Raw genomic sequence first — 24,113 nt, 5'->3', positions numbered from 1 at the left:
GGCCACATGGCGGGGCAAATTCCGCTTCCGTCGCCGCAGGGCCTTGCCTACGATGACGGCATGGCACAACGCGGTAGACTCTATGGCTGCCCGGTCGAGTTCGCGCTCGACGCGCTCGGCGGCAAGTGGAAAACGGTGATCATCGCACGCATCAAGCAAGGGCCGCTGCGCTATTCCGAGCTGCGCCGGCTGATCCCCTCGCTCTCCGACAAGATGCTGACGCAGCGCCTGGCCGATCTCGTCGAGATCGGCTTCGTCGTGCTCGAGACGTCGCCCGACGGCAAGGGGCGCTACGCCTTGACCGAGCGCGGCCACGATCTCGCCGCAGCACTCCAGGCGCTCTACGACTGGGGCAGCGTGCATGGCCGCGCCGAGGGCGTGCGCTTCCGCACTGATATCGAGGCGGCGGCCTAGCAACTTTTGTCCCTCAGTGCGCAGCGGCCAGCGCGCCGCAGAAGCCGGCGACATCGGTGATGACGGCCTCGCCGAGGAAACGCAGCGTCGCCATCGAGCGGTCGCGCGCTTCGCGGTTGCCGAAGCCGCAGGCGTCCTCGATCACAACGGCCGTAACGCCATTGTCGGTCGCCTGGCGGACGGTCGGCTCGATGCCGATCTCCGTGGCGATGCCGGCAAGGGCGACGGCGCGCACGCCGCAATCGCCGAGCGCAAAGCCAAGCGCCGTGGAATCGAAGGCCGACATGGTCAGCTTGTCGAACACGGCTTCGTCGGCGCGGGGCGCCAGTTCGGGGACGATCCCGGTCGCTTGGGCGTCGCGCAAAAACCACGGCTCGACCGCGTCGGGGTTGTCGCGCCGCTGCCAGGCCATGGCGGTGCGCAGTTGGGTGGCGCCCATCCATTTGCGTGGCAGAGAGAGATGGCGCGTGAACGCCACCCGCATGCCGGCCGAGCGGGCGGCTTCGAGCACGATGCCGGTGCGCTCGACGATATCGGCCGCGCCGGCGACCTGGCGGCAGATGCCGACCTGCATGTCGTAGACCACCAGCGCCATGCGGCGCGGATCGCACCATTCGACCAGCCTGGCCGGAATCTCGATGCCTTCGCTGGACCGGATCATGCCGCGGTCCGGTCCCAGGGTTGGGCGATGTCGACGCTGGGGTCGAACAGATATTCGAGCGGCAGCGGTGCCGGATCGAAAGCCAGGAAGTGCCATTCGAGCAGCCCAGCCTTCGACAGCGGGAAGTCGTCGGTGTAGCGCCTGGCTTCCTCGACGCTGTCGAGTTCGAAGACGATGATGACGCCGCCGACATCGGCGCGGGCATGGTTTTCGCGCACGATGCCTGCCTTCCACAGCCGCCAGACATTCGACACCTCGTCGCGCAGATAGGGTTTTAGGTCGTCGAGGGCGACGCCGGGCTTGAAGTTGTCATAGGCAATGATCTTCATCGGCTGTCTCCTCTTGGCATGTCAGCATCGCGCGGCCCGCTTGCTGTTTGGGGCAGGCGTCGCGTTCGGCTAGCATGTCGAAAATGGCGGCTTCAACGAACGAGATGGTTCGTTGAAACGACCGGCCGGCTGGCCTTTCGTGGCGCGCGACATCGGCGAAGAGGAGACGAGAATGGGCATCGAGCGGCTGAACCCGAAGGGCATGCACGGCAACCCGACTTATTCGCAAGGCGTGGCGCTGCCGGCCTCGGCGCGCATCGTGCTGATCGGCGGCCAGAACGGTATCGATGCCAATGGCCAGATCGTCGGCAAGGGCGACATCGCGGCGCAGACCGCCCAGGCGCTCGCCAATCTGGCGATGGTGCTCGAAGCCGGCGGCGCCCGGCCGGAGGATCTCGTCCGCCTGTCGATCTACATTGTCGGCGACGCCGATATCGGGCCGGCCTTCGGCGTCTGGATGGCATTCTGGGGCGATCGCGGGCCGCCGCCGGTGGTGACGGGCATACGCGTGCTCGGCCTCGCCAATCCGGATTTCCTGATCGAGATCGAGGGCCAGGCGGCCATCGTGTAGCAGCCCTGCTTTGGCGCCGTGGCGGATGAACAGCTGCCGCTTGGAATTTCATTCCTCGTCTGGCCGTCTGATTGGCACGTTCTATCTTCTTTCCCGCGACAAACGGCTGGAAAAGAGGCTACGCTGCCGCCTGCCGGCTCAATCAAATAAGTAGAGCATGATGTCGTCCGAAAACCGCTTCACACTTTTCGGCATCATGCTCTAGGCGGTCGCTTGATCAGGGAGCTTCGACATGAGCGAGCACGGAAAAGCCGCGCCAGGCAGCGCCCCCTCGGATGGCCAATCCTCGCGCCTGCGGCCACCTTATAAATCGGTGCTCGACCTGATCGGCCAGACGCCGGTGGTCGAGCTGACCAAGTTCGACACCGGCAAATGCCGGCTGTTCATCAAGCTCGAAAGCCAGAACCCCGGCGGCTCGATCAAGGACCGCATCGCGCTGTCGATGATCGCGGCGGCCGAGAGAGAGGGCAAGCTCAAGCGCGGCGGCACCATCGTCGAGGCGACAGCCGGCAATACCGGCCTTGGCCTTGCCCAGGTCGGCATCCCCAAGGGCTACCGCATCGTGCTGGTCGTGCCCGACAAGATGTCGCGCGAAAAGATCCAGCACCTGCGCGCGCTGGGAGCCGAGGTGCGCATGACGCGCTCCGACGTCGGCAAGGGCCACCCGGAATATTACCAGGACATGGCCGAGAAGATCGCGGCGGAAGTGCCCGGCGCCTTCTATGCCAACCAGTTCGCCAATCCGGCTAACCCGCTGGCGCATGAGACGACCACCGGCCCGGAGATCTTTTCGCAGCTCGACGGCAATGTCGACGCGGTGGTGGTCGGCGTCGGCTCGGGCGGTACGCTGACCGGGCTTGGCCGCTACTTCGCCAAGGTGTCGCCGAAGACCGAAATGGTGCTGGCCGATCCAGTCGGCTCGGTGCTGGCGCCCTTGATCAAGACCGGCAAGATGGAAGAGGCCGGCAGCTGGACGGTGGAAGGCATAGGCGAGGATTTCGTGCCGCCCAATGCCGATCTGTCGCTGGTCAAGAAGGCCTATTCGATATCAGACAAGCAAAGCATGCTGGCGGTGCGCGATCTCCTGTCGCGCGAAGGCATTCTGGCCGGCTCGTCCTCGGGCACGCTGTTGTCGGCCGCCCTGCGCTATTGCCGCGAGCAGACGACAGCGAAACGCGTCGTCACCTTCGTCTGCGACAGCGGCAACAAGTACCTGTCGAAGGTGTTCGACGATTTCTGGCTGGCCGAACAGGGCCTGGCCGAGCACGAGCAGCATGGCGACCTGCGCGACCTCGTCATGCGCACCCACCGCACCGGCGACACGGTCTATGTCGGCCCGGACGAAAGCCTGCTCAACGCCTATGGCCGCATGCGCCGCTCCGATGTCTCGCAGCTGCCGGTTCTGGAAGACGGCAAGCTGATCGGCATCGTTGACGAGAGCGATATTCTGGCCAAGGTCGACGGTCCCTATGACGGGCGCTGGGAGCGCTTCAACGGTCCGGTGCGCACGGCGATGACCTCCAATCTGCACACGCTGCAGGCCAGCCAGACGCTGGATGCGCTGCTGCCGGTGTTCGACCGCAACGAGGTCGCCATCATCTTCGACGGCGACGAGTTCGTCGGCCTGATCACCCGCATCGACCTGATCAACCATTTGAGGCGCGCACGATGACCAGCCACACACCACCACCATCGGGCAAGAATCGCCTGGCCTTCTCGACGCGCACCATCCATGGCGGCCAGAGCCACGATCCGCTGACCGGCGCGGTGATGGTGCCGATCTATGCCACCTCGACCTACGGCCAGCAGTCGCCCGGCGTGCACAAGGGGTTCGAGTACGCCCGCAGCCAGAACCCGACGCGCTTTGCCTTCGAGCGCGCGGTGGCCGATCTCGAAAGCGGCACCGCCGCCTTCGCCTTCGCCTCCGGCCTGGCGGCGATCTCGACGGTGCTGGAGCTGCTCGATGCCGGCGGCCATATCGTCGCCACCGACGACATCTATGGCGGGTCGTTCCGGCTGATGGAGCGGGTGCGCAAGCGCTCGGCGGGCCTGCAGGTCTCTTTCGTCGACTTCACCGACCTTGCCGCGGTGGAAGCGGCGATCCGGCCCGAGACGAAGCTGCTGTGGGTCGAGACGCCGACCAACCCGCTGCTGCGCATCGTCGACCTCGAAGGTGTCGCAGCACTTGCCAAGCGCAAGGGCGTCCTCACCGTCGCCGACAACACGTTCTGCAGCCCCTATATCCAGCGGCCGCTGGAACTCGGCATCGACATCGTCGTGCACTCGACGACAAAGTATCTCAACGGCCATTCCGACATGGTCGGCGGGGTGGCCGTCGTCGGCGACAACAAGGAATTGGCGACCCAGCTGAAATTCCTGCAGAACGCCATCGGCGCCATATCAGGCCCGTTCGACAGTTTCCTGGCGCTGCGCGGCCTGAAGACGCTGGCGCTCCGGATGGAGCGGCATTCCGACAACGGGCTGAAGATCGCGCAGTGGCTGGAAGCGCGAAAAGATGTGCGCCGCGTGATCTATCCCGGCCTCGCCAGCCATCCGCAGCATTCCATCGCCGTCCAGCAGATGCACGCCTTCGGCGGCATGATATCAGCCGTGCTCGACCGCGATCTCGCCGGGACAAAACGCTTCCTCGAACGCACGCAATTGTTCACGCTCGCCGAAAGCCTCGGTGGGGTGGAGAGCCTGATCGAGCATCCGGCGCTGATGACGCATGGGTCGATCCCCGCCGAGAAGCGGGCGGAGATCGGCATTTCGGATTCGCTGGTGAGGCTGTCGGCGGGGATCGAGGATGGCGATGATCTGATCGCCGATCTGGAGCAGGCGCTGGGGGGATAGCGCCAGCGGTTGACGCCAAACCCCATTCGCCCGAGATGTAGCGCCCATGGCCACGCGCGAACCCGAAAAACCCACCGAACCCCTGACCTTCGCGGTGCTGGTGTTCCCCGGCTTTCCGATGATGGCGTTCAGCTCCGTCATCGAGCCGCTGCGTGCCGCCAACATTCTGGCGAAGCGGCCGTGCTATCGCTGGATCATCGTCGGCGGCACGAAAGGCGCGGTCGAGGCGTCGAATGGGGTGGTCATCCAGCCGGGCTTCTATGCCGAGGATGCGCCGAAGGTCGACCGCATCGTCGTCTGCTCGGGCGGCGATGCCGACCATCTCGTCGCCGAGGACGCGGCCAGCTGGATCCGCCGCAGCCTGCGGGGTGGCGCCCATATCGGGGCGGTGGCGGATGCGGCCTTTTTCCTGGCGCGCGCCGGCCTGCTCGACGGCCATGCCTGCACCTTGCACTGGACCAGCCAGGCCGCCTTCACCGAGGCGTTTCCTGCAATCGAGCTGCGGCGCGATCTCTATGTCATCGACCGCAAGCGCTTCACCTCGGCCGGCGGCGTCGGCAGCCTCGACATGATGCTGGAGATCATCACCCGGGATTACGGCGCCGAGCTCGCCGCCGGCGTCGCCGAATGGTTCGTGCACAGCCAGCTGCGCTCCAGCGTGGACCGCAAGCTGATGCCGCTCAGGCTGCGCACCGGCGTGCAGAACGAGCTGGTGCTGTCGGCCATCGCCATCATGGAGGACGCGGTCGAGGAGCGGCTCGGCATGGCCGAGCTGACCGCACGGCTCGGTGTGTCCTCCGACAAGCTCGAGCGCTCCTTCCGCTCCGAGCTCGCCATCTCGCCCAATGGCTATTACCGGCGGCTCAGGCTGAAGCGCGCCGCCGACCTTTTGGCGCATTCGACGCTCGCCTGCGCGACGTGGCGCTGGCCTGCGGCTTTGCCTCGATGTCGAGCTTTGCCCGGGCTTTTCGGGAAGAGCATGGGCATCCGCCGAAGCTGGCGAGGAGGCATTAGGGCTTTCGAATGCTGGCGGGCCGCCACCGTTCCGCTTTGAGTTTTGGCGGTATCCCGCACAACAAACGCGGTTTTCCGCACAATGCCTCCGCCGCTGCTGCGCCATGGTCACGTCTCGCAACCGATCCAAGGCCGAACCCCCATGAGCATCGTCGTATTCGACCCCGACAGCACCGAGGACGTCGACTTCAAGGACCGCATGCGCCACCCGGCGGCGGCCGATCCGGCGGGCGGCATGTGGCTGTCGGACACCGAGCCGTCCTTCATCGATGCCGATGCCTTGCGCAAAGGCCGGCTGGCGAAACTGCGCGGCTGGATGCGCGACGCCGGCTATGGCGGGGTGGTGCTGTTCGACCCGTACAACCAGCGCTACGCCACCGGCTCGCGCAACATGTTCGGCTACTTCCTGCGCAACTCGACCCGTTATTTCTTTATTCCCACCGAAGGACCGATCGTGCTGTTCGAATATCCGCAGAGCTACCATGTCTCGATGGTGCTCGACACGATCGACGAGGCGCGTCCGTCCAAGCTCGTCTGGTCGTCGGTCTCCGGCCGTGACGACGAAACCGCCGGGCCCTTCGCCGACGAGATCGCCGAGCTCCTGAAGAAGCATGGCGGCGGCTCGATGAAGCTCGGCCTCGACCGCTGCAGCCATCTGCAGGCGCTGGCGCTGGAAAAGCGCGGCTGCGAGGTCAGGGATTGCCAGGGCGAAATCCTGGCGGTGCGCGCGGTGAAGACGCCCGAGGAGGTGAAATGCCTGCAGGTGTCGATGGCCGGCGCCGAGGCCGCGGTCTATGCGGTGCGCGAGGCGATCAAGCCCGGCGTCTCCGAAAACGAGCTGTTCGCCATCATGTATGGCGAGGTTATCCGCCAGGGCGGCGAGTTCATCGAGACGCGGCTGCTCACATCGGGCCAGCGCACCAATCCGTGGTTCAACGAGGCCAGCGGCCGCAAGATCCGGCCGGGCGAGCTGCTCGCGCTCGATACCGACACGATCGGCTGCTACGGCTATTACTCCGATTTCTCCCGCACCTTCCGCTGCGGACCGGGCAAGCCGACCGATTACCAGAAGTCGCTCTACCGCATGGCGCACGACCAGGTTCAGCACAATATTTCGATCGTCAAGCCCGGCATGGCGTTTCGCGAAATCGCCGAAAAGGCCTGGAAGATCCCCGACCGCTTCGTCGACCAGCGCTATACCTCGGTGATGCACGGCGTCGGCATGCATGGCGAGACACCGTTCATCGCCCATGCCATGGATTACGAGACCTATGGCCGCGACGGCCATATCGTCCCAGGCATGGTGGTGAGCGTGGAAAGCTATATCGGCGAGAAGGGCGGCCGCGAGGGCGTCAAGCTGGAGGACGAAATCCTGATCACCGAGACGGGCACCGAGCTTCTGTCGCGCTTTCCCTATGAGGACGAGTTTCTGGAGAAGCAGGTTTGATGCCTACTGTCCGCCTCCGTGATGTGACCGTCGCGGCTGGCGCAGCCTCCCATCGCTTTGTCATCCTAGGGCGGAGCAAGGAGCGCAGCGACGCGGCGCAGACCCCTGGAGCTGCTCCGCAGCCCAAGGGATCCATGCCGGGACTCCGAAGCGTTGCTACGGTTCAGGTTCTGCTCCGTCGCATCCTTCGACCGAGGTCACGGCATGGATCCTCGGGTCTCCGCGACGGAGCTTCGCTCCTGCTCCGCCCGTGGATGACGAAGGTGGGGAAGCGGCGACCAATCGCCAGCGTTAGCGCCGGCTCGCTGAACAGAACGGCGCGGACTGCCGACGCGGGCCCACTTGCATGAAAAGCCCCATCTCCATCAGCAGAGGCACGGTGGCCGCAATCTTCATCGACCTGCAGGAAGAGCACCGGCAGGACAGACGCTATCTCGTCGAGGGTTTCGCCGGCATCCTGGCCAACGTCCAGCGCCTGCAAGAAGCGGCGCGCGCCAACCACGTGCCGCTCCAGCACTGGGCCTATATCGTCGATCTCGACAAGCAGGACCGGCCGTTTCATCCGCTCGGTGCCGACGGCAAGTCGGCCTTCTCAGACAAGAGCGATCCGCTGACTGAGATCTGCCATGAGGTGGCGCCGGCCGGGGGCGAAGCGCTGCTGGTCAAGGCCGAGGCCAGCGCCTTCCGCAGCGGGCCGGCGGCCGATCGGCTCAAGGCTTCCGGCATCGAATGGCTGGTCATCGCCGGCGTCTGGACCGAGGCCTGCATCGACGCCACCGTAAAGGACGCCGTGGCAAAGGGATTTCGCGTGCTCCTGGTCAAGGATGCCTGCGGCAGCGGCAGTGCGGCCATGCACCAGACCGGCATCCTCAACCTCGCCAACCGGCTCTATGGCGGGGCGGTCACCGACACCGACGGCGCCTGCCGGCTGCTGGCCGGCGACACCGTCAACGCCTGGCAGGTCGAGGGGTCAGTGCCGCTTCGCTTCACCTTCGACAATGCGGCGGCGCTCTACGCCGATCTATGACGGCAGACCGACATGACCGGCCGCGGCAAATATGAAACACGGCTCGACCCGGCGCTGTGGGCCTACATAGACAATGTCAACGCCTGGTACCCGCCCGAAGTGATCGGCCTGCCGATCGACAAGCAGCGCGCGGTCTATGACAGGATGTGCCGGGCTTTCCACCGGGGCCGGCCCGCCGGGGTCAAGGCCAGCGACGGCCTGGTCACCGCCCCGGGCCACGGCATACCGATCCGCCGCTACCAGCCGACCGGCAAGGCGGCGCGGGCCGTGGTGCTCTATTTCCATGGCGGCGGCTTCATCCTCGGCGGGCTCGACAGCCATGACGACATCTGCGCCGAGATCTGCGCCGGCACCGGCTTCGACGTGGTGTCGGTCGACTACCGGCTGGCACCCGAGCATGTCCATCCCGCCGCCTTCGACGATGCGATGGCCGCCTTCGCATGGGCGGCGGAGACGTCAGGCCTGCCGGTCGTTCTGTGCGGCGAGAGCGCCGGCGGCAATCTGGCCGCCGCCGTGGCGCAGGCGACGCGCCGGCATATCAGGGCCGCGATCGGCCAGGTGCTGATCTATCCCGGCCTCGGCGGCGACGAGGCCGCCGGCTCCTATGTCGAACATGCCGAGGCGCCGCTGCTGTCCGTCGGCGATATCGCCTTCTACCGCGACGTCCGTTCGGCCAAGCGGCAATCGCCGGACGACCCGACCTTTTCGCCACTGCACGACCGCGACTTTTCCGGCCTGCCGCCGACGGTGATCATCACGGCCGAGTGCGACCCGCTATCGTCCGACGGCGAGGTCTACCGCGACCGCATCGTTGCGGCCGGCGGCAAGGCCTGGTGGCATGAAGAGAAGCGCCTGGTGCACAGTTTCCTGCGCGCCCGCACCACGGTGCCGGCCGCGGCGGAGGCGTTTGCGCGCATCATCGCGGCGATTGCATCACTGGGGCGGGACGAGTGGCCGTATTGAGTCCTACGATGCCGCGACGCTCTTTTCGGAGGAACTGGCTTTCAGCCAGAGCGCCTTTTCGCCGAGCGTGGCGACCATGGCGGCATGCGCCGCACGCTCCGCTTCGGTCAGGCGCGGCAGCAGCGGCCTCGGGCGCTTGGCGACGATGATCTCGATGTGGCGGACATTCTCGCCCTGTGCCGGCGCGGTGGCGCTGTCGAGGATAAGCGCCGCCTGCTTGCCGCCGATCAGCTCGATATAGACCTCGGCCAGCAATTCGGAATCGAGCAGCGCGCCGTGCTTGGTGCGCTTCGTGTTGTCGATGCCGTAGCGCCGGCAGAGCGCATCGAGCGAATTGGGCCCCATCGGGTGCTTGCGGCGCGCCAGCGCCAGCGTGTCGACAACACGGCCGGGATCGACGACGGGATGGCCGAGCCGGCCGAATTCGACATTGAGGAAGCCGATGTCGAACGTGGCGTTGTGGGCGACCAGCCTGGCGCCGTCGGTGAAGGTCAGCCATTCCTCGGCGATTTCGGCAAAGGTCGGCTTTCCCGCGAGATCGGCCGCGCTGATGCCATGCACCGCCTGCGCCTCCTCATGGATCGCCCGGCCCTGCGGGTTGATATAGTGGTGAAACGTCCTGCCGGTCGGGAAACGGTTGACCAGTTCGACGCCGCCCAGCTCGATCACGCGGTCGTCGCGTGAATCAAGGCCGGTGGTTTCCGTATCGAAGATGATCTCGCGCATCGAATCAGTTTGCTCCTGGGAAAGTAGAATCACGAGACCGGAACAAAATGGCAATGCCTGTTTTGCCTTCTCCCCTTGCGGGAGAAGGGAAGGAAGCCGTCAGCGACCCCCGGAGAGTTCGGCGATGATGCCGGCGACGGCGGCACGCGCGGCGTCCAGCCCCTGGCCGGTGTCGATGACGAAATCGGCCAGCCTGCGCTTCTCCTCATCCGGCACCTGCTTGGCCAGGATCGCCGCCAGTTTTTCTTCCGTCATGCCCGGCCGGGCCAGCACACGCTGGCGCTGGACCTCGGCGGGCGCCGTGACGACGACGACCTTGTCGACGCGGCCGCGGCCGCCGGTTTCGAAGAGCAGCGGAATGTCGAGCACGGCGATCGATTCGCCGGCGTTACGATGCGTGGCCAGGAAGGCGTCGGCGTCGGCGCGCACCAGCGGATGGATGATGGATTCCAGCCGCTTCAGCGCGGCGGCATCGCCAAGCACGCGCGCGCCAAGTTTTACGCGGTCGACCACGCCATCGACAACCGTTCCGGGAAACGCGGCCTCGATCAGAGGTGCCGCCGCGCCGGAATAGAGGCGATGCACCGCCTCGTCGGAATCATGGACCGGCACGCCCGCCTCGGCGAACATTTTTGCCGTGGTCGACTTGCCCATGCCGATCGAGCCGGTGAGACCGAGCACGATCATGGTTTCGGCACCAGATCGGCAACGATGAGCGCGCGCAGCTCAGCCGTGACCTGCGGCCTGACGCCGAACCAATGTTCGAAGCCGGGCACGGCCTGGTTGAGCAGCATGCCGAGGCCGTCGACCGTCTTCAGCCCCCTGGCACGCGCGGCGGCGAGCAATGGCGTTTCCAGCGGCACATAGACGAGGTCGGTGACGATGGCGTGGGCCGGCAGCAGGGCCGGGTCGGCGGCGAGACCTTCATTGCCGACCATGCCGAGCGCGGTGGTGTTGACCAGCAGGCCGGCGTCGGCCAGCAATTCGTTGGTCGCCGCCGTGCCATGCGCCGAAACGCCGGCGCCGAAACGGTCGCGCAATTCCTGCGCCCGGGCCAGCGTGCGGTTGACGATGCGGATGTCGGAAAAACCGCGTTGCTTCAGCGCCTGGATGACGGCGCGCGACGCGCCGCCGGCGCCGAGCACGACCGCGGGGCCCGTATTCGCCCAGCCGGGCGCGTAGTCATCGAGGTTGGCGGCAAAGCCGTGACCGTCGGTGTTGCCGCCCCACAGCACGCCGTCCTCAAACCACAGCGTGTTGACGGCGCCGATTTCTTCGGCCGCCTGGTCGCGGCGGTGGACGAGAGCGAAGGCGGCTTCCTTGTGCGGAATGGTGACATTGCCGCCGCGAAACCCGTTTGCCTGCAATGTCGCGATGAATTCGGCAAAATCCTGCGGCGCCACGTCGATCGCCTCGTAGCTGCCGTCGATGCCGTGCTGGGCCAGCCAGTGGCCGTGGATCATCGGTGAGCGCGAATGCTTGATCGGGTGGCCGGTGACAAAAGCCTTCTTCGTTGCCTCAACCATCGATGGCTCCGAGCGTGCGCAATTCCGCCAGCAGCGGCAAAAGCGGCAGGCCGACAATGGTGAAATAATCGCCTTCGATCTTTTCGAAGAGCTGGATGCCTTCGCCTTCGATCTGGTAGGCACCGACGCTGGCCAGCGCCTTGGCGCCGACACGGGCGAGATGGCGGCCGATGAAGCCTGGGTCGAGCTTGCGCATGGTCATGCCGGCGATGCCGACATGGCGCCACAGCACCTTGCCGTCACGCACCAACACGGCGGCGCTGTTGAGCTGATGGGTCCTGCCCGACAGCGCCAGGAGATGGCGCCGCGCGCCTTCCATGTCGGCCGGCTTGTGGAACACTTCGTCGCCCAAAGACAAAGTCTGGTCGCAGCCGAGCACCAGCGCGCCGGGCCTTCGTTCGCTGACCTCGGTGGCCTTGGCCTCGGCCAGAACCAGGGCGACATCCTCCGGCGAAACGCCGCTGTCCTGCAACGGCGCCTCGAGCGCGCGCTCGTCGACATCGGCCGGCACCGCCTCGATGTCGAGGCCAGCATGGATGAGCATCGCCTTGCGGAATGGACTGCCGGAAGCGAGGATGATTTTTTCGGTCATGGTTGTTCACCAGGGTCGGCGTTCCGTCACGCACGTATCTTGTCTGCCCTAGCGCGACTTCCCCCGCAGGGCAACGATCGCCGCGGCCGTTTCCTCGATCGAGCGGCGGCTGACGTCGATCATCGGCCAGCCATGGCGCGTGCAGATCTGGCGGGCGTAGGCGAGTTCCTCGTTGATGGCGGCGCGGTCGACATAGTCGGTCGGCACGTAGGAGCTGCTGTTGCCTAGGATGCGGTTCTGGCGGACATGCGAAATGCGCTCGGCGGTGGCGATCAGCCCGACGATCAGCGGCGTCTTGGCGGCAACCAGGCTTTCCGGCACCGGCACGCCGAGCACGATCGGGATGTTGGCGGTCTTGATGCCGCGGTTGGCGAGATAGATGCTGGTCGGCGTCTTCGACGTCCGCGAAATGCCGATCAGCACGACATCGGCATCGTCCATATTGGCCGGCAGCTGGCCGTCATCATGGTCCATGGTGAAGTTGAGGGCATCGATGCGGCGGAAATATTCGGCGTCGAGAACGTGCTGGGCGCCGACGCGGCGGCCGGCCGGCGTGCCGAGATAGGACTGGAAGACGGTGAGCACCGGCTCCAGCACCGACACACAGGGCAGGCCCATGGTGGCGCAGCGTTCGTCGATGCCGCGTGCCAGTTTCTGGTCGACGACCGTATAGAGAATGATGCCCGGCTCCTCCTCTATGTCCTCGAACACCTTGGCCACCTGCTTTTCGGTGCGGATGAGGGGATAGATGTGTTCAATCGCCCGCGCGTCCTTGTATTGCGCCGAAGCCGCCCGCCCGGCGGCGAGCAGCGTTTCGCCGGTCGCGTCGGAAATCAGGTGCAGGTGAAAGAAGCTCTGGGGTTTGTTCACAGGGATCACCTGGGGCTGTGGGCGGATGTGGATAAGCCGGGACAGAAAGAGCGGCCGGTCGGGAGCGACTGTATCAGATGGCAGTTTGTCCACAATTCGATGCTCTGTCAGCTTCGCCGGCCGGCTGGGGACAAATCTGGGGACGGTCCCTTTTGCCTTTCGGCCATCCACAGGGCGGGGCTCTTCCTTGGCTTGCTAACGCTTTGACTCCGATGACGGATTCCGGACTATCCCCAGAACCCTGAGGCTGGGAGAGGCGAGCGCGCGACAATATGCTTGCTGGCTTTTTGGCTGACGAAGCGGGACAGGTGACAACCACCACAACCAACAGACTCTTAGAATCAGAAGAATCTTAGATATAAGAATCTTTGATTATAGGAAGGCCGGGAGAGGCGAGCGCTCGATGCCCAAAAGCCGGATCATGCTGGACGTCCTGAAGGGCGAGGCGCACTTTCCGCCTCCGCTCTGGATGATGCGTCAGGCCGGACGTTATCTGCCGGAGTATCGCGAAACGCGCAGGCGTGCCGGTTCCTTCCTCGACCTGTGCTACGATCCCGACCTTGCGGTGGAAGTGACCTTGCAGCCGATCGAGCGCTTCGGCTTCGATGCCTCGATCCTGTTCTCCGACATCCTTGTCGTTCCGCACGCGCTCGGCCGCGACGTGCGCTTCGAGGAAGGGCGGGGACCGCTGCTGACGCCGATCTCGGTGGCCGAGATCATGGCTCTGGAAGGCGATGTGTTTCACGTGAATCTCGAACCGGTCTACGAGACGGTTCGCCGGCTGCGGGCAAAACTGCCTGATGAAACCACGCTGATCGGCTTCTGCGGCGCACCGTGGACGGTGGCGACCTATATGATCGCCGGCCATGGCACGCCAGACCAGGCGCCGGCGCGGCTGTTCGCCTATCGCGAGCCGGCTGCGTTTCAACATCTCCTGAAGGTGCTTGCCGACCATTCGGCGGCCTATCTGATCCGGCAGATCGAAGCCGGGGCGGATGTGGTGCAGATTTTCGATTCCTGGTCCGGCGTGCTCGACGATGCGACGTTCGACCAGTTTTGCGTTTGGCCGGTGGCGGAGATCGTCCGCCAGGTTCGCGCCATTCATCCCGATGTGCCGATCATCGGTTTTCCCAAGGGCGCCGGCGCCCGCTACCGGACCTATCGCCAGAAGACCGGCGTGACGGGGCTGGGGATCGATTGGACGGTGCCGCTGGCGGCGGCGAAGGACCTGCAGCGATCGGGTGCGGTCCAGGGCAATCTCGATCCCCTGCGGCTGGTGGCCGGCGGCAAGGCGCTGTCGGACGGCGTCGAGGCGATCCTGAAAGCGCTGGGAGACGGGCCGCTGATCTTCAATCTCGGCCACGGCATCACGCCGGAGACGCCGATCGCGCATGTCGAGGCGATGGTGAAGCAGGTGAGGAGCGCGACACGCTGATGAATGAGACAAACAACACCAACAGCACCGGACAGGCGATGATGCGCATGATCGTCAGCATCGTTGTGCTGATCGTGCTGACGGCGCTCCTGTTTTTCGTCGCACCCGAAAGTTTCTATCCCTGGGCAAAGGCGATCCATATCCTTGCCGTCATTTCCTGGATGGCCGGCATGCTCTATCTGCCGCGGCTGTTCGTCTATCACGTCGATGCCGAGAAAGGGTCGGTGCAGTCGGAGACCTTCAAGGTGATGGAGCGGCGCCTGCTGCGCGGCATCATCAATCCGGCGATGATCGTCACCTGGGTGTTCGGCCTTTGGCTCGCCTGGAAAATCTTCGGCTTCCAGGGCGGCTGGCTGCACGCCAAGATCGGCCTGGTGCTGCTTTTGTCCGCCGTTCACGGCTATCTGGCCGGCGCGGTGCGGAAATTCGCCGAAGATCGCAACGAAAAACCGGCGAGGCACTGGCGGATCGTCAACGAGATCCCCACATTGCTGATGATCGCCATCGTGATCCTGGTTGTCGTCAAGCCATTCTGAGGCCGATCAGGCCCCTTAAAACGCTGCTTGCTCTTTGATCCGACCGACGATAAAAGACGGGTCTTCCTTCCCGTCATGCGCCGCCCCTCATTATTTTCGGCCGCGCCCGGCATTTGTCGCATCCCGCCGATATTTTTCTCCCAAAGCGCACCCAGAGTCCGTCTATGCAAGAAATGAAACTTACCGAATTCAAGAACAAGAAGCCGCCAGAGCTGATCGCTTATGCCGAATCGCTCGAGGTCGAGAACGCCAGCGTCATGCGCAAGCAGGAGCTGATGTTCGCGATCCTGAAGAAGCTGGCCGCACAGGATATCGAGATCATCGGCGACGGTGTGGTCGAAGTCCTGCAGGATGGCTTCGGCTTCCTGCGCTCCGCCAATGCCAACTACCTGCCAGGTCCCGACGACATCTACATCTCGCCGTCGCAGATCCGGCGCTTTTCGCTGAAGACCGGCGATACGGTCGAAGGGCCGATCCGCAGCCCGAAGGAAGGCGAGCGCTATTTCGCGCTGCTCAAGGTCAATACCATCAATTTCGACGACCCTGAAAAGATCCGTCACAAGATCCATTTCGACAATCTGACGCCGCTCTATCCGACCAAGCGGCTGAAGATGGAGATCGACAATTCGACCAGCAAGGACATCTCGGCGCGCGTGATCGACCTGGTCGCGCCGATCGGCAAGGGACAGCGCGCGTTGATCAACGCGCAGCCGCGGACCGGCAAGACGGTTCTCATGCAAAACATTGCCCACTCGATCACCGCCAACCACCCGGAATGCTATCTGATCGTGCTTTTGATCGACGAGCGGCCGGAAGAAGTGACAGACATGCAGCGCTCGGTGAAGGGCGAGGTGATCTCCTCGACCTTCGACGAACCGGCGGTGCGCCACGTCCAGGTTGCCGAGATGGTCATCGAGAAGGCCAAGCGGCTGGTCGAGCATGGCCGTGACGTCGTCATCCTGCTCGATTCCATCACCCGCCTCGGCCGCGCCTACAACACCGTCGTGCCGTCATCCGGCAAGGTGCTGACCGGCGGTGTCGACGCCAATGCGCTGCAGCGGCCGAAGCGGTTCTTCGGCGCCGCCCGCAACATCGAGGAAGGTGGCTCGCTGACCATCATCGCGACCGCGCTGATCGACACCGGCAGCCGCATGGACGAAGTCATCTTCGAGGAGTTCAAGGGCACCGGCAACTGCGAAATCCAGCTCGACCGCAAGGTCGCCGACAAGCGCATCTATCCGGCGATGGACATCTTGAAGTCTGGTACCCGCAAGGAAGACCTGCTGGTGCCGCGCGCGGACTTGCAGAAGATCTTCGTGCTGCGCCGCATCCTGGCGCCGATGGGAACGACCGATGCGATCGAGTTCCTCATCGACAAGCTGAAGCAGACCAAGACCAATGCCGATTTCTTCGATTCGATGAATACGTAAGGGCTTACCCTCCCCCTTGTGGGGAGGGTTCGATCCGCGCAGCGGAGCGGGCCGGGGGTCAGCACTGAGGCTGGCGTTTCACCCCCGTCTCCCGATCTACGCTTCGCTACGATCGCGAGCCGACCCTCCCCACAAGGGGGGAGGGTGAGGAGCTATCGCCGCAACAGCCGCTCCAGCTCTCCAGCATCCGTCACCACCGGCAAACACACCTGCCCGGTACACAGCCAGGCCCCGGCTTTGTCGGCCGGCGGCAGAATCCCGCCGGGCAGCAAGGGTCGATTCGTTTCCGAACCAATCGCGGCAATGATGTCGACGCGGCGCGGGTCGGGGCACCGATTCGCAACCGGAACGAGCTTTGGATCCTCTAGACTGTCGACGATGACCAGTTTCAAAGGCTCGATGGCAAGCGCGCAGGCATTGACGATGCCGGCCTGGCCATAGGCCTGGTGTGCGGCGCGGCCGGCCGCATGTTCGGCGATTTTCCAGGCTTTTTCGCCGAGATCGAGATCGCCGGTAACGGAGGCGAGCCGCACGAGTGCCGCGATGATCTGGCTGGTGGCTGAGGAAATGGCCTCGTCGACATCGCCCCTGATACGGATCGGCACGTCGGTGCTGTCCGAGGCGGTCAGATAGTAGCCTGTGCCGGCGGCGTCGGTGTGCCAATGGTCGAGCTGTTCGATGAACTGCTTCGCCTGGTCGATGTAGCTCCAATCGCCGGACGCCTCGAACAGCGAGATCGCCGCATTGGCCATGGCGGCGTAATCGCTCGACAAAGCGGGAAACAGTTTTCTGGCACCAAGCATGGAATGCGGTAAGCGGCCGTCGCGGCTGGCGCCGGAGATGTGGGCAAACGCCTTGGCCGCTGCCTCGATGCAGTCGGGCCGGCCCAGCGAGCGACCGGCCTCGGCGAGTGCCGCGATCATCAGGCCGTTCCAGTCGGTGAGGGTCTTGGCATCGAGGCCTGGCCTGACGCGCTCCTCCCGCACCGCGAGAAGCCTGGCTTTGAGCGGCATGAGTTTTTCGCGGTCGGCCACGCTTTGGGCTTGCTGGCCACGGGTTTGATGGACGACCGGCTTGCCTTCCCAGCCATGCGGGGCAGATAGCGTGAAGTATTTGAAAAACAAGGCTGAATCGCTACCAAGGACGGCTTCGATCTCTTGCCGGTTCCAGGTGTAGAACAGCCCTTCCTCGCCTTCGCTGTCGGCGTCGAGGCTGGCTGCGAAGGCGCCGCCGGTGACGCGCATTTCGCGCAGCAGCCAGTCGACCGTCTCTTCGATTCGTATCCGGAACAAATGATTGCCGCTTGCCGAAAAGGCCCAGTTGCAGAAGCGGATCAGCTCGGCATTGTCGTAGAGCATCTTCTCGAAATGCGGCACCAGCCATTCCGCATCGGTTGAGTAGCGGCTGAGCCCACCGCCAATATGATCGTAGATGCCGCCGCCCAGCATCCGTTCCAGGCTGACCAGCACGTCGTCACGATGCGCGGCGTTGCCATCGCGCAGCCAAGACAGCCACAGCGTCAGCATGAATGGCGCGTTGGGGAATTTCGGCGCGCCACGCAGGCCGCCAAGGTCGCGGTCGATCATGCCGTCGATGCGGCCGGCGAGGTCGGTGAGCGTGCCGCGGTCGAGGCTCTGCCTGGCATGCGTGCCGGAGAGCCGCGCCTCGACATGGGAGGTCAGGCCGTCGGCGCTCTGGTGCAGGCTGTCGCGCTTCTCGCGCCAGGCCTTGTCGACCGCTTCCATGACCTGGATGAAGCCCGGGCGGCCATAGCGCGCCTCGCGCGGAAAATATGTGCCGCCCCAGAATGGCTTGCCGTCCGGCGTCAGGAACATGGTCAGCGGCCAGCCGCCTTGCTCGCCCATCGAGGAGAGCGCGGCCATATAGATCTGGTCGATGTCGGGTCGCTCCTCGCGGTCGACCTTGATATTGACGAACAGACGGTTCATGACGGCGGCGACGCCGTCATTCTCGAAGCTTTCATGCGCCATGACATGGCACCAGTGGCAGGCGGCATAGCCGACGGAGAGCAGGATCGGGCGATCGAGCGTCCTTGCTTCTTCGAGCGATGCCGGCGACCAGGCCCGCCAATGCACGGGATTGCCGCTGTGCTGCTGGAGATAGGGGCTGGCCTCTTCGGCAAGCAGGTTTTGCGCGGGCAATGTCACGATGGGCAACTCGGGTTGTTTGAAGGCGCGAGGCTAGGGCGGTTCAACAGAGCGGGCAAATGATTTCAGGCGATTCGATCGTTGCGCTGTCGAGCGGCCGGCTTCCGGCCGGCGTCGCCGTGCTGCGCATTTCCGGCCCACGGACTCGATTCGTGGTCGAAACGATCGCCGGTGGCATGGTTAAGGACCGGGCGGCGGTCCTGCGCAGGTTCAAGGCGCCGGATGGCGCCGTGCTGGACAGCGGGTTGGTCATCTTCTTTCCCGGTCCGGCCAGCTTTACCGGGGAGGATGTCGCCGAATTCCATGTCCATGGCGGGCGCGCCGTGGTGGCCAGGATGCTGGAGACGATCGCCGGCTTTGAGGGCGTCAGGCACGCCGAACCCGGAGAATTCACTCGCCGCGCCTTTCTCAACGGCAAGGTCGACCTCGTCGAAACCGAAGCACTGGCGGATCTGGTCAATGCCGAAACCGAGGCGCAGCGGCGCTTTGCGGTCCAGAATGCCGAGGGTGTCCAGAGTGAGCTCTACCTGAGTTGGCGGCGCCGGCTGATCCACGCGCGAGCGATGATCGAGGCGGAGATCGACTTTGCCGATGAGGAGGATGTGCCGGGATCCGTTTCGGAGACGGTCTGGTCTGATGTCCGGGCGATGATCGGCGAGATCGATCGCCACATCGCCGGATTTCATGCGGCCGAAATCATCCGCGATGGCTTCGAGGTGGTGATTCTCGGCGCGCCGAATGCTGGCAAGTCGAGTCTCTTCAACGCGTTGGCGCGGCGCGATGCAGCTATTGTAACGGATGAGCCCGGCACGACCCGTGACCTGCTCGAGGTGACATTGGATCTCCGTGGCCTGCGCGTCAGGCTGACGGATACGGCCGGCTTGCGCGACGCGCCTGGCAAGGTCGAGGCGATCGGCATCGAGAGGGCGCGGGCCAAGGCCGACCGCGCCGATCTCTTGCTGCTTCTGGAGGACGCCTTATCTCCCAGCGTCATCGGCCAGGTTCCGAGCACGGCCCCTCTGTTGCAAGTCGGCACCAAGCTCGACCTCTTGGGGGAGCAGGCGGCCGGGGACGCTGCCGGCAGATACGACTTTGTCATTTCGGTCGTGAATGGCACTGGCGTGGAGGCGCTGCTCGCCGAAGTCGGCCGCCGTGCGGCGGTCTCGGCGGGTGATGTCGGCGACATTCTGCCGTCGCGGTTGCGCCATGTCGAACTGCTTGGTGAAGCGAACCGCCATCTGCTTCGCGCCACAGCAGAAGGCGGCGCAGGCCAGGAACTGCGCGCCGAAGAGCTGCGGCTGGCGGCGGACAGTCTGGGCCGAATTGTCGGCGCGATCGATGTCGAAGATATGCTGGATGTGATCTTTTCGCAGTTCTGCATCGGCAAATGATTCACGTGAAACAATTGCTTGGGCTGATGTGAGCTGGATCTCGGCGATTGCGCATACTGGTCGACATCATCCGCTTCGTCATCCTATGGCGGAGCAAGGAGCCAAGCGACACAGCGCAGACCCCTTGAGCTGCTCCGCGGCCCAAGGGATCGATGCCGGGGTTCCGACGCGTCACTAGCGGTGCAAGATTCTGCTCCCCACTGCACCCTACATTTAAGGTCGCGAACTGGATCCTCGGGTCTCCGCGACGGAGCTGCGCTCCTGCTTCGCCCGTGGATGACGAAAGGGGGACGCTTCGCACTCCCGACCATGACTCACGTGAAACAATTGCTTGGTTGAACACGCGGGACTTTCTGCGGTGGGTGATGCGTTTGCGGAAGCTCTTGTCGCTTCGTCGTCCTATGGCGGAGCAAGGAGCGAAGCGACGCGGCGCAGACCCCTGGAGCTGCTCCGCAGCGCAAGGGATCCATGCCGGGACTCTGACGCGCCGCAACGGCGCAGAATTCTGCGCCGCTGCACCCTTCGACCTCGGTCACGGAATGGATCCTCGGGTGTCCGCGACGGAGCTTCGCTCCTGCTTCGCCCGTGGATGACGAAAGGGGGACACTTCGGCAATCCCTTGCCGTGACTCACGTGAAACATCGCCGGACGTGCCGTTCACTCTGTTTCACGTGAAACTTGCCGCGAAGTTTTCTTGACAGCTTGGTGCTGCGGGGACATGTGTCCCTCAATCTCTTTTTGAGTCCAGGATTTGAAATGACCGATCACTATGATGTGGTTGTGGTGGGCGGCGGCCATGCGGGGTGCGAGGCGGCCAGCGCTGCCGCGCGCGCCGGCGCCAAGACAGCGCTGGTGACGCTGCGCTTCGATACGATCGGCGTGATGTCGTGCAATCCCGCAATCGGCGGGCTTGGCAAGGGCCATCTGGTCCGCGAAATCGACGCCATGGACGGGCTGATGGGCCGGGTGGCGGATGTGGCCGGAATCCAGTTCCGTCTGCTCAACCGCCGCAAGGGGCCGGCGGTGCGCGGGCCGCGCACGCAGGCCGACAGGAAGCTCTATCGCCTTGCCATGCAGGAAGCGATTCGGCAGCAGAACGATCTCGACGTGGTCGAGGGCGAGGTGCTGGATTTCGAAATCAACGAAGGGCGGATCGCCGCTGTCCTGCTGGCCGACGGCCGCAGGCTTGCGTGCGGCGCCGTGGTCCTGACGACGGGCACCTTCCTGCGCGGCCTCATTCATATTGGCGAGAAGAAGATCGTCGCCGGCCGCATGAACGAGCAGGCGAGCCTTGGTCTGTCGGCGACGATGGACCGTGCCGGTTTCAAGCTCGGCCGGCTGAAGACCGGTACGCCGCCGCGGCTGGACGGAAAATCCATCGACTGGGCGTCTCTGGAAAGCCAGGCGGCGGACAAGGATCCCGTGCCGTTCTCGCTGATGACCGACCGTATCACCACAGCGCAGATCGAGTGCGGCATCACCCGCACGACGCCGGCCACGCATGAGCTGATCCGCGCCAATCTCGGCCGCTCCGCCATGTATTCCGGGTCGATCGAAGGCGTCGGGCCGCGTTATTGCCCGTCGATCGAGGACAAGATCGTCAAGTTCGGTGACCGCGACGGCCACCAGATCTTTCTGGAGCCGGAAGGGCTCGACGACGATACAGTCTATCCCAATGGGATCTCGACCTCGCTGCCGCAGGATGTGCAGCTCGACATCCTCAAGACAATTCCCGGGCTCGAGCACGCGACCATGCTGCAGCCGGGCTATGCCATCGAGTATGATCACGTCGATCCGCGCGAGCTGCATCAGACGCTGGAGACGAAACGTGTCGCCGGCCTCTTTCTCGCCGGGCAGATCAACGGCACGACCGGGTATGAGGAGGCCGCCGGGCAGGGCCTGCTCGCTGGCCTCAACGCGGCGCGGCGGGCGTCCGGCGGCGAGCAGATCGTGCTCAGCCGCACTGAAGCCTATATCGGCGTGATGGTCGACGATCTGACCAGCCGCGGCATCAGCGAACCCTACCGCATGTTTACCTCGCGGGCAGAATTCCGGCTGTCATTGCGCGCCGACAATGCCGATGAACGGCTGACGCCTGTCGCCGAGAGACTGGGGATCGCCTCGGCGCATCGCATGCAGCGCTATGGCGATGTCATGCAGCGGCTCGACGCGGCGCGCGAACTGGCCCGATCGGTGGCGATGACCCCCAACGAGGCGGCGCGGCATGGGTTGGAGATCAACCGGGACGGCGTGCGGCGGTCCGGTTATGAGCTGCTGGCCTATCCAGAGGTCGATGTCGCGTGGCTGGCCGGGATCGAGCCGAGATTTGCGGCGATCGACGCCAAGACCGCCGAGCGTCTCGAAACGGAAGCGAAATATTCGGTCTATCTCGGCCGGCAGAAGAGCGATGTCGCGCAGATCCGCCACGAAGAGAGCCGTCTGATCCCCGAGACGGTCGATTTCGCGGAGGTACCGGGCCTGTCCAACGAGTTGAAACAGAAGATGCAGGCGCGGCGGCCGCGGTCCATCGCCGACGCGCAGCGCATGGAGGGCATGACGCCGGCGGCGCTGGCGATCATCGTCGCCCATGTCCGCCACCATGAAAGTGTGCAGAGGCTCCAGAGCGAACAAAGGCCCCAGAGCGAACAAAGGGTTGTTGCGTGAGCTCTTTCTCCTGGAAGAGCCTGCAGGACGCGGCCGGCCCGGTTTCACGTGAAACATTCGATCGGCTTGTGGCTTTCGAAGCCATGTTCCAGAAATGGAACCGCAGCATCAATCTGGTCGCGCAGTCGACCGCGGGCGATGTCTGGCAGCGCCACATCCTCGACAGCGCGCAGCTGGCTCGCATAGAACCCAATGCCACGCATTGGGTCGATATCGGTTCGGGCGGCGGATTTCCCGGCCTGGTCATGGCCTTCCTGCTCGCCGAGCGCGACGGGGCCAGCATCGATCTGGTGGAGAGCAACCGCAAGAAGGCGTCGTTCCTGCAGACCGTCATCGGCCAGTTCAACCTGCCGGCGCGGGTCGTTGCGCGGCGGATCGAGGACAGCCATGCGCTTGTTTCGCAACCACAAATCGTCACGGCACGGGCTCTGGCCTCGCTTTCGGTCCTGCTCGACCTGTCGGCGCCGTGGCTGACATCAGGCGCGCGGGGCCTGTTCCATAAAGGCCGGGATTATCGCGCCGAAGTGCAAGAAAGCGTTAACCGATGGGCCTTCGATCTGGTAGAACATGCCAGTGTGACGGACCCCCATGGCGTCATCCTGGAATTGTCTAACCTGCGACCTGTCTGATCTTCGACTTGTCGGGCTATTTGGCGACCCAAAAATGAATTTCTGGCATAAACCCATGAAGAACGGCCCCCGAATCATCACCGTAGCCAACCAGAAGGGCGGGGTCGGCAAGACCACCACCGCCATCAACCTGGCCACCGCTCTGGCCGCGATCGGCGAAAAGGTGCTGATCGTCGACCTCGACCCGCAAGGAAATGCCAGCACCGGCCTCGGCATCGACCGCAAGGACCGCACAGTCTCGTCCTACGACGTGCTGACCGGCGAGCTGGAGCTGGAAGCCGCGGCCATTCCAACCGCCGTGCCCGGCCTGTCGATCGTGCCGTCGACGCTCGACCTGCTCGGCATCGAGATGGAGATCGCCTCGGCGCCCGACCGGGTGCTGCGGCTGCGCAACGCGTTGCGTGCCGCTTCGGCGCGGTCGGCCGGTTTCGGCTATGTGCTGATCGACTGCCCGCCTTCGCTCAATCTGCTCACGCTCAATTCGATGGCGGCGGCTGATTCGGTGCTGGTGCCGCTGCAATGCGAGTTCTTCGCGCTCGAAGGCTTGAGCCAATTGCTGGAAACCGTCGAGCAGGTGCGCCGGTCGATCAATCCGGACCTCACCATCCAGGGCATCGTGCTGACCATGTATGACGGCCGCAACAATCTCGCCAACCAGGTGGTGCAGGATGTCCGCCAGCATATGGGCGACAAGGTCTACGAAACCATCATCCCCCGAAATGTGCGGGTGTCGGAGGCGCCATCCTATGGCAAGCCGGCGATCCTTTACGATTTGAAGTGCTCGGGCAGCCAGGCCTATCTGCAGCTGGCCTCGGAAGTGATCCGCCGCGAGCGCAAATTGCGCGCCGCTTGATTAGATCGGATGCA

The 24,113-nt window shown here is 64.5% G+C and carries 22 protein-coding genes and 1 pseudogene; 15 read left to right on the top strand and 8 right to left on the bottom strand.

The window, feature by feature from the left end; all coding sequences use genetic code 11:
- Positions 1–6 precede the first annotated feature (6 nt).
- The gene (locus CK226_RS15480; RefSeq protein WP_245437758.1) at positions 7–414 is read left to right on the top strand and encodes a helix-turn-helix domain-containing protein; all 408 of its coding nucleotides are present in this window, start codon (positions 7–9) and stop codon (positions 412–414) included.
- A 13-nt stretch (positions 415–427) separates the two neighbouring features.
- Here CK226_RS15480 and CK226_RS15475 read toward each other — a convergent pair whose 3' ends face one another.
- Entirely contained in the window at positions 428–1,075 is a 648-nt protein-coding gene (locus CK226_RS15475) for a cysteine hydrolase (RefSeq protein WP_095775618.1), read from the bottom strand.
- Complete coding sequence (locus CK226_RS15470; RefSeq protein WP_095789034.1) at positions 1,072–1,404, bottom strand: hypothetical protein; 333 nt, start codon at positions 1,402–1,404, stop codon at positions 1,072–1,074. The genes CK226_RS15475 and CK226_RS15470 overlap by 4 nt, the downstream gene beginning before the upstream one ends.
- A 112-nt stretch (positions 1,405–1,516) precedes the next feature.
- Here CK226_RS15470 and CK226_RS15465 point away from each other — a divergent pair, with 112 nt between their 5' ends.
- From CK226_RS15465 to CK226_RS15430, 7 genes and pseudogenes are all read left to right on the top strand, one after another.
- Positions 1,517–1,975 carry a RidA family protein gene (locus tag CK226_RS15465; RefSeq protein WP_245437757.1) on the top strand — a complete coding sequence of 153 codons (459 nt, stop codon included), beginning with the start codon at positions 1,517–1,519 and terminating at the stop codon, positions 1,973–1,975.
- 232 nt (positions 1,976–2,207) lie between these two features.
- The gene (locus CK226_RS15460; RefSeq protein WP_095792344.1) at positions 2,208–3,647 is read left to right on the top strand and encodes a pyridoxal-phosphate dependent enzyme; all 1,440 of its coding nucleotides are present in this window, start codon (positions 2,208–2,210) and stop codon (positions 3,645–3,647) included.
- Positions 3,644–4,828, top strand: a complete 1,185-nt coding sequence (locus CK226_RS15455) for a PLP-dependent aspartate aminotransferase family protein (protein WP_095792343.1) — start codon at positions 3,644–3,646, stop codon at positions 4,826–4,828. The genes CK226_RS15460 and CK226_RS15455 overlap by 4 nt, the downstream gene beginning before the upstream one ends.
- A gap of 46 nt (positions 4,829–4,874) precedes the next feature.
- Positions 4,875–5,842, top strand: a pseudogene (locus CK226_RS15450) (GlxA family transcriptional regulator).
- A gap of 142 nt (positions 5,843–5,984) precedes the next feature.
- A complete protein-coding gene (locus tag CK226_RS15445) occupies positions 5,985–7,289 on the top strand; it encodes a Xaa-Pro peptidase family protein (protein WP_095792342.1) in 1,305 nt (434 codons plus the stop codon).
- Between the two features lie 346 nt (positions 7,290–7,635).
- Entirely contained in the window at positions 7,636–8,316 is a 681-nt protein-coding gene (locus CK226_RS15435) for an isochorismatase family protein (RefSeq protein WP_095792340.1), read from the top strand.
- A 12-nt stretch (positions 8,317–8,328) separates the two neighbouring features.
- Entirely contained in the window at positions 8,329–9,279 is a 951-nt protein-coding gene (locus CK226_RS15430) for an alpha/beta hydrolase (protein WP_095792339.1), read from the top strand.
- Positions 9,280–9,282: 3 nt separating this feature from the next.
- Here CK226_RS15430 and dnaQ read toward each other — a convergent pair whose 3' ends face one another.
- From dnaQ to CK226_RS15405, 5 genes are all read right to left on the bottom strand, one after another.
- Entirely contained in the window at positions 9,283–10,005 is a 723-nt protein-coding gene (gene dnaQ / locus CK226_RS15425; protein ID WP_095792338.1) for a DNA polymerase III subunit epsilon, read from the bottom strand.
- 99 nt (positions 10,006–10,104) lie between these two features.
- Positions 10,105–10,692, bottom strand: a complete 588-nt coding sequence (coaE, locus tag CK226_RS15420) for a dephospho-CoA kinase (RefSeq protein ID WP_095792337.1) — start codon at positions 10,690–10,692, stop codon at positions 10,105–10,107.
- On the bottom strand, positions 10,689–11,531 hold the full coding sequence (locus tag CK226_RS15415) for a shikimate dehydrogenase (protein ID WP_095792336.1): 843 nt from the start codon (positions 11,529–11,531) through the stop codon (positions 10,689–10,691). The genes coaE and CK226_RS15415 overlap by 4 nt, the downstream gene beginning before the upstream one ends.
- Positions 11,524–12,123, bottom strand: a complete 600-nt coding sequence (locus tag CK226_RS15410) for a Maf-like protein (protein ID WP_095792335.1) — start codon at positions 12,121–12,123, stop codon at positions 11,524–11,526. Before CK226_RS15410 ends, CK226_RS15415 begins: the two co-directional genes overlap by 8 nt.
- 48 nt (positions 12,124–12,171) lie before the next feature.
- Positions 12,172–12,993, bottom strand: coding sequence for a pyruvate, water dikinase regulatory protein (locus tag CK226_RS15405; protein ID WP_095775602.1), 822 nt, complete (start codon positions 12,991–12,993; stop codon positions 12,172–12,174).
- A gap of 403 nt (positions 12,994–13,396) precedes the next feature.
- On the opposite strand from CK226_RS15405, the gene hemE reads away from it, so the two are divergent.
- The 3 genes from hemE to rho all read left to right on the top strand — a co-directional run bounded on the left by hemE (position 13,397) and on the right by rho (position 16,394).
- Positions 13,397–14,428: a uroporphyrinogen decarboxylase gene (gene hemE / locus CK226_RS15400; protein ID WP_095792334.1), complete on the top strand. Its 1,032-nt coding sequence runs from the start codon at positions 13,397–13,399 to the stop codon at positions 14,426–14,428.
- Positions 14,428–14,964 carry a protoporphyrinogen oxidase HemJ gene (gene hemJ / locus CK226_RS15395; RefSeq protein ID WP_095775600.1) on the top strand — a complete coding sequence of 179 codons (537 nt, stop codon included), beginning with the start codon at positions 14,428–14,430 and terminating at the stop codon, positions 14,962–14,964. The genes hemE and hemJ overlap by 1 nt, the downstream gene beginning before the upstream one ends.
- 164 nt (positions 14,965–15,128) lie before the next feature.
- Positions 15,129–16,394, top strand: a complete 1,266-nt coding sequence (gene rho / locus CK226_RS15390) for a transcription termination factor Rho (protein ID WP_095775599.1) — start codon at positions 15,129–15,131, stop codon at positions 16,392–16,394.
- Between the two features lie 152 nt (positions 16,395–16,546).
- Here rho and CK226_RS15385 read toward each other — a convergent pair whose 3' ends face one another.
- Positions 16,547–18,562, bottom strand: coding sequence for a thioredoxin domain-containing protein (locus CK226_RS15385; RefSeq protein WP_095792524.1), 2,016 nt, complete (start codon positions 18,560–18,562; stop codon positions 16,547–16,549).
- 59 nt (positions 18,563–18,621) lie between these two features.
- On the opposite strand from CK226_RS15385, the gene mnmE reads away from it, so the two are divergent.
- The 4 genes from mnmE (at position 18,622) to CK226_RS15365 (ending at position 24,099) form a co-directional block, all read left to right on the top strand.
- Positions 18,622–19,953: a tRNA uridine-5-carboxymethylaminomethyl(34) synthesis GTPase MnmE gene (gene mnmE / locus CK226_RS15380; protein ID WP_095792333.1), complete on the top strand. Its 1,332-nt coding sequence runs from the start codon at positions 18,622–18,624 to the stop codon at positions 19,951–19,953.
- A 756-nt stretch (positions 19,954–20,709) separates the two neighbouring features.
- Complete coding sequence (gene mnmG, locus CK226_RS15375; protein WP_095792332.1) at positions 20,710–22,617, top strand: tRNA uridine-5-carboxymethylaminomethyl(34) synthesis enzyme MnmG; 1,908 nt, start codon at positions 20,710–20,712, stop codon at positions 22,615–22,617.
- Positions 22,614–23,246: a 16S rRNA (guanine(527)-N(7))-methyltransferase RsmG gene (rsmG, locus tag CK226_RS15370; protein ID WP_095792331.1), complete on the top strand. Its 633-nt coding sequence runs from the start codon at positions 22,614–22,616 to the stop codon at positions 23,244–23,246. The genes mnmG and rsmG overlap by 4 nt, the downstream gene beginning before the upstream one ends.
- 55 nt (positions 23,247–23,301) lie before the next feature.
- Positions 23,302–24,099, top strand: a complete 798-nt coding sequence (locus tag CK226_RS15365; protein ID WP_019862172.1) for a ParA family protein — start codon at positions 23,302–23,304, stop codon at positions 24,097–24,099.
- Positions 24,100–24,113 lie beyond the last annotated feature (14 nt).

The organism is Mesorhizobium sp. WSM4311 (assembly GCF_002295115.1).
Lineage (GTDB): Bacteria > Pseudomonadota > Alphaproteobacteria > Rhizobiales > Rhizobiaceae > Mesorhizobium.
The sequence above is the reverse complement of the archived record's forward strand: the minus strand, read 5'-3'. Positions and strand labels throughout refer to the sequence as shown.

Coding starts and splice junctions, on each gene's coding strand:
- CK226_RS15480 (WP_245437758.1), top strand. CDS start 7: ATGGCGGGGCAAATTCCGCTTCCGTCGCCGCAGGGCCTTGCCTACGAT.
- CK226_RS15475 (WP_095775618.1), bottom strand. CDS start 1,075: ATGATCCGGTCCAGCGAAGGCATCGAGATTCCGGCCAGGCTGGTCGAA.
- CK226_RS15470 (WP_095789034.1), bottom strand. CDS start 1,404: ATGAAGATCATTGCCTATGACAACTTCAAGCCCGGCGTCGCCCTCGAC.
- CK226_RS15460 (WP_095792344.1), top strand. CDS start 2,208: ATGAGCGAGCACGGAAAAGCCGCGCCAGGCAGCGCCCCCTCGGATGGC.
- CK226_RS15455 (WP_095792343.1), top strand. CDS start 3,644: ATGACCAGCCACACACCACCACCATCGGGCAAGAATCGCCTGGCCTTC.
- CK226_RS15445 (WP_095792342.1), top strand. CDS start 5,985: ATGAGCATCGTCGTATTCGACCCCGACAGCACCGAGGACGTCGACTTC.
- CK226_RS15435 (WP_095792340.1), top strand. CDS start 7,636: ATGAAAAGCCCCATCTCCATCAGCAGAGGCACGGTGGCCGCAATCTTC.
- CK226_RS15430 (WP_095792339.1), top strand. CDS start 8,329: ATGACCGGCCGCGGCAAATATGAAACACGGCTCGACCCGGCGCTGTGG.
- dnaQ (WP_095792338.1), bottom strand. CDS start 10,005: ATGCGCGAGATCATCTTCGATACGGAAACCACCGGCCTTGATTCACGC.
- coaE (WP_095792337.1), bottom strand. CDS start 10,692: ATGATCGTGCTCGGTCTCACCGGCTCGATCGGCATGGGCAAGTCGACC.
- CK226_RS15415 (WP_095792336.1), bottom strand. CDS start 11,531: ATGGTTGAGGCAACGAAGAAGGCTTTTGTCACCGGCCACCCGATCAAG.
- CK226_RS15410 (WP_095792335.1), bottom strand. CDS start 12,123: ATGACCGAAAAAATCATCCTCGCTTCCGGCAGTCCATTCCGCAAGGCG.
- hemE (WP_095792334.1), top strand. CDS start 13,397: ATGCCCAAAAGCCGGATCATGCTGGACGTCCTGAAGGGCGAGGCGCAC.
- hemJ (WP_095775600.1), top strand. CDS start 14,428: ATGAATGAGACAAACAACACCAACAGCACCGGACAGGCGATGATGCGC.
- rho (WP_095775599.1), top strand. CDS start 15,129: ATGCAAGAAATGAAACTTACCGAATTCAAGAACAAGAAGCCGCCAGAG.
- mnmE (WP_095792333.1), top strand. CDS start 18,622: ATGATTTCAGGCGATTCGATCGTTGCGCTGTCGAGCGGCCGGCTTCCG.
- mnmG (WP_095792332.1), top strand. CDS start 20,710: ATGACCGATCACTATGATGTGGTTGTGGTGGGCGGCGGCCATGCGGGG.
- CK226_RS15365 (WP_019862172.1), top strand. CDS start 23,302: ATGAAGAACGGCCCCCGAATCATCACCGTAGCCAACCAGAAGGGCGGG.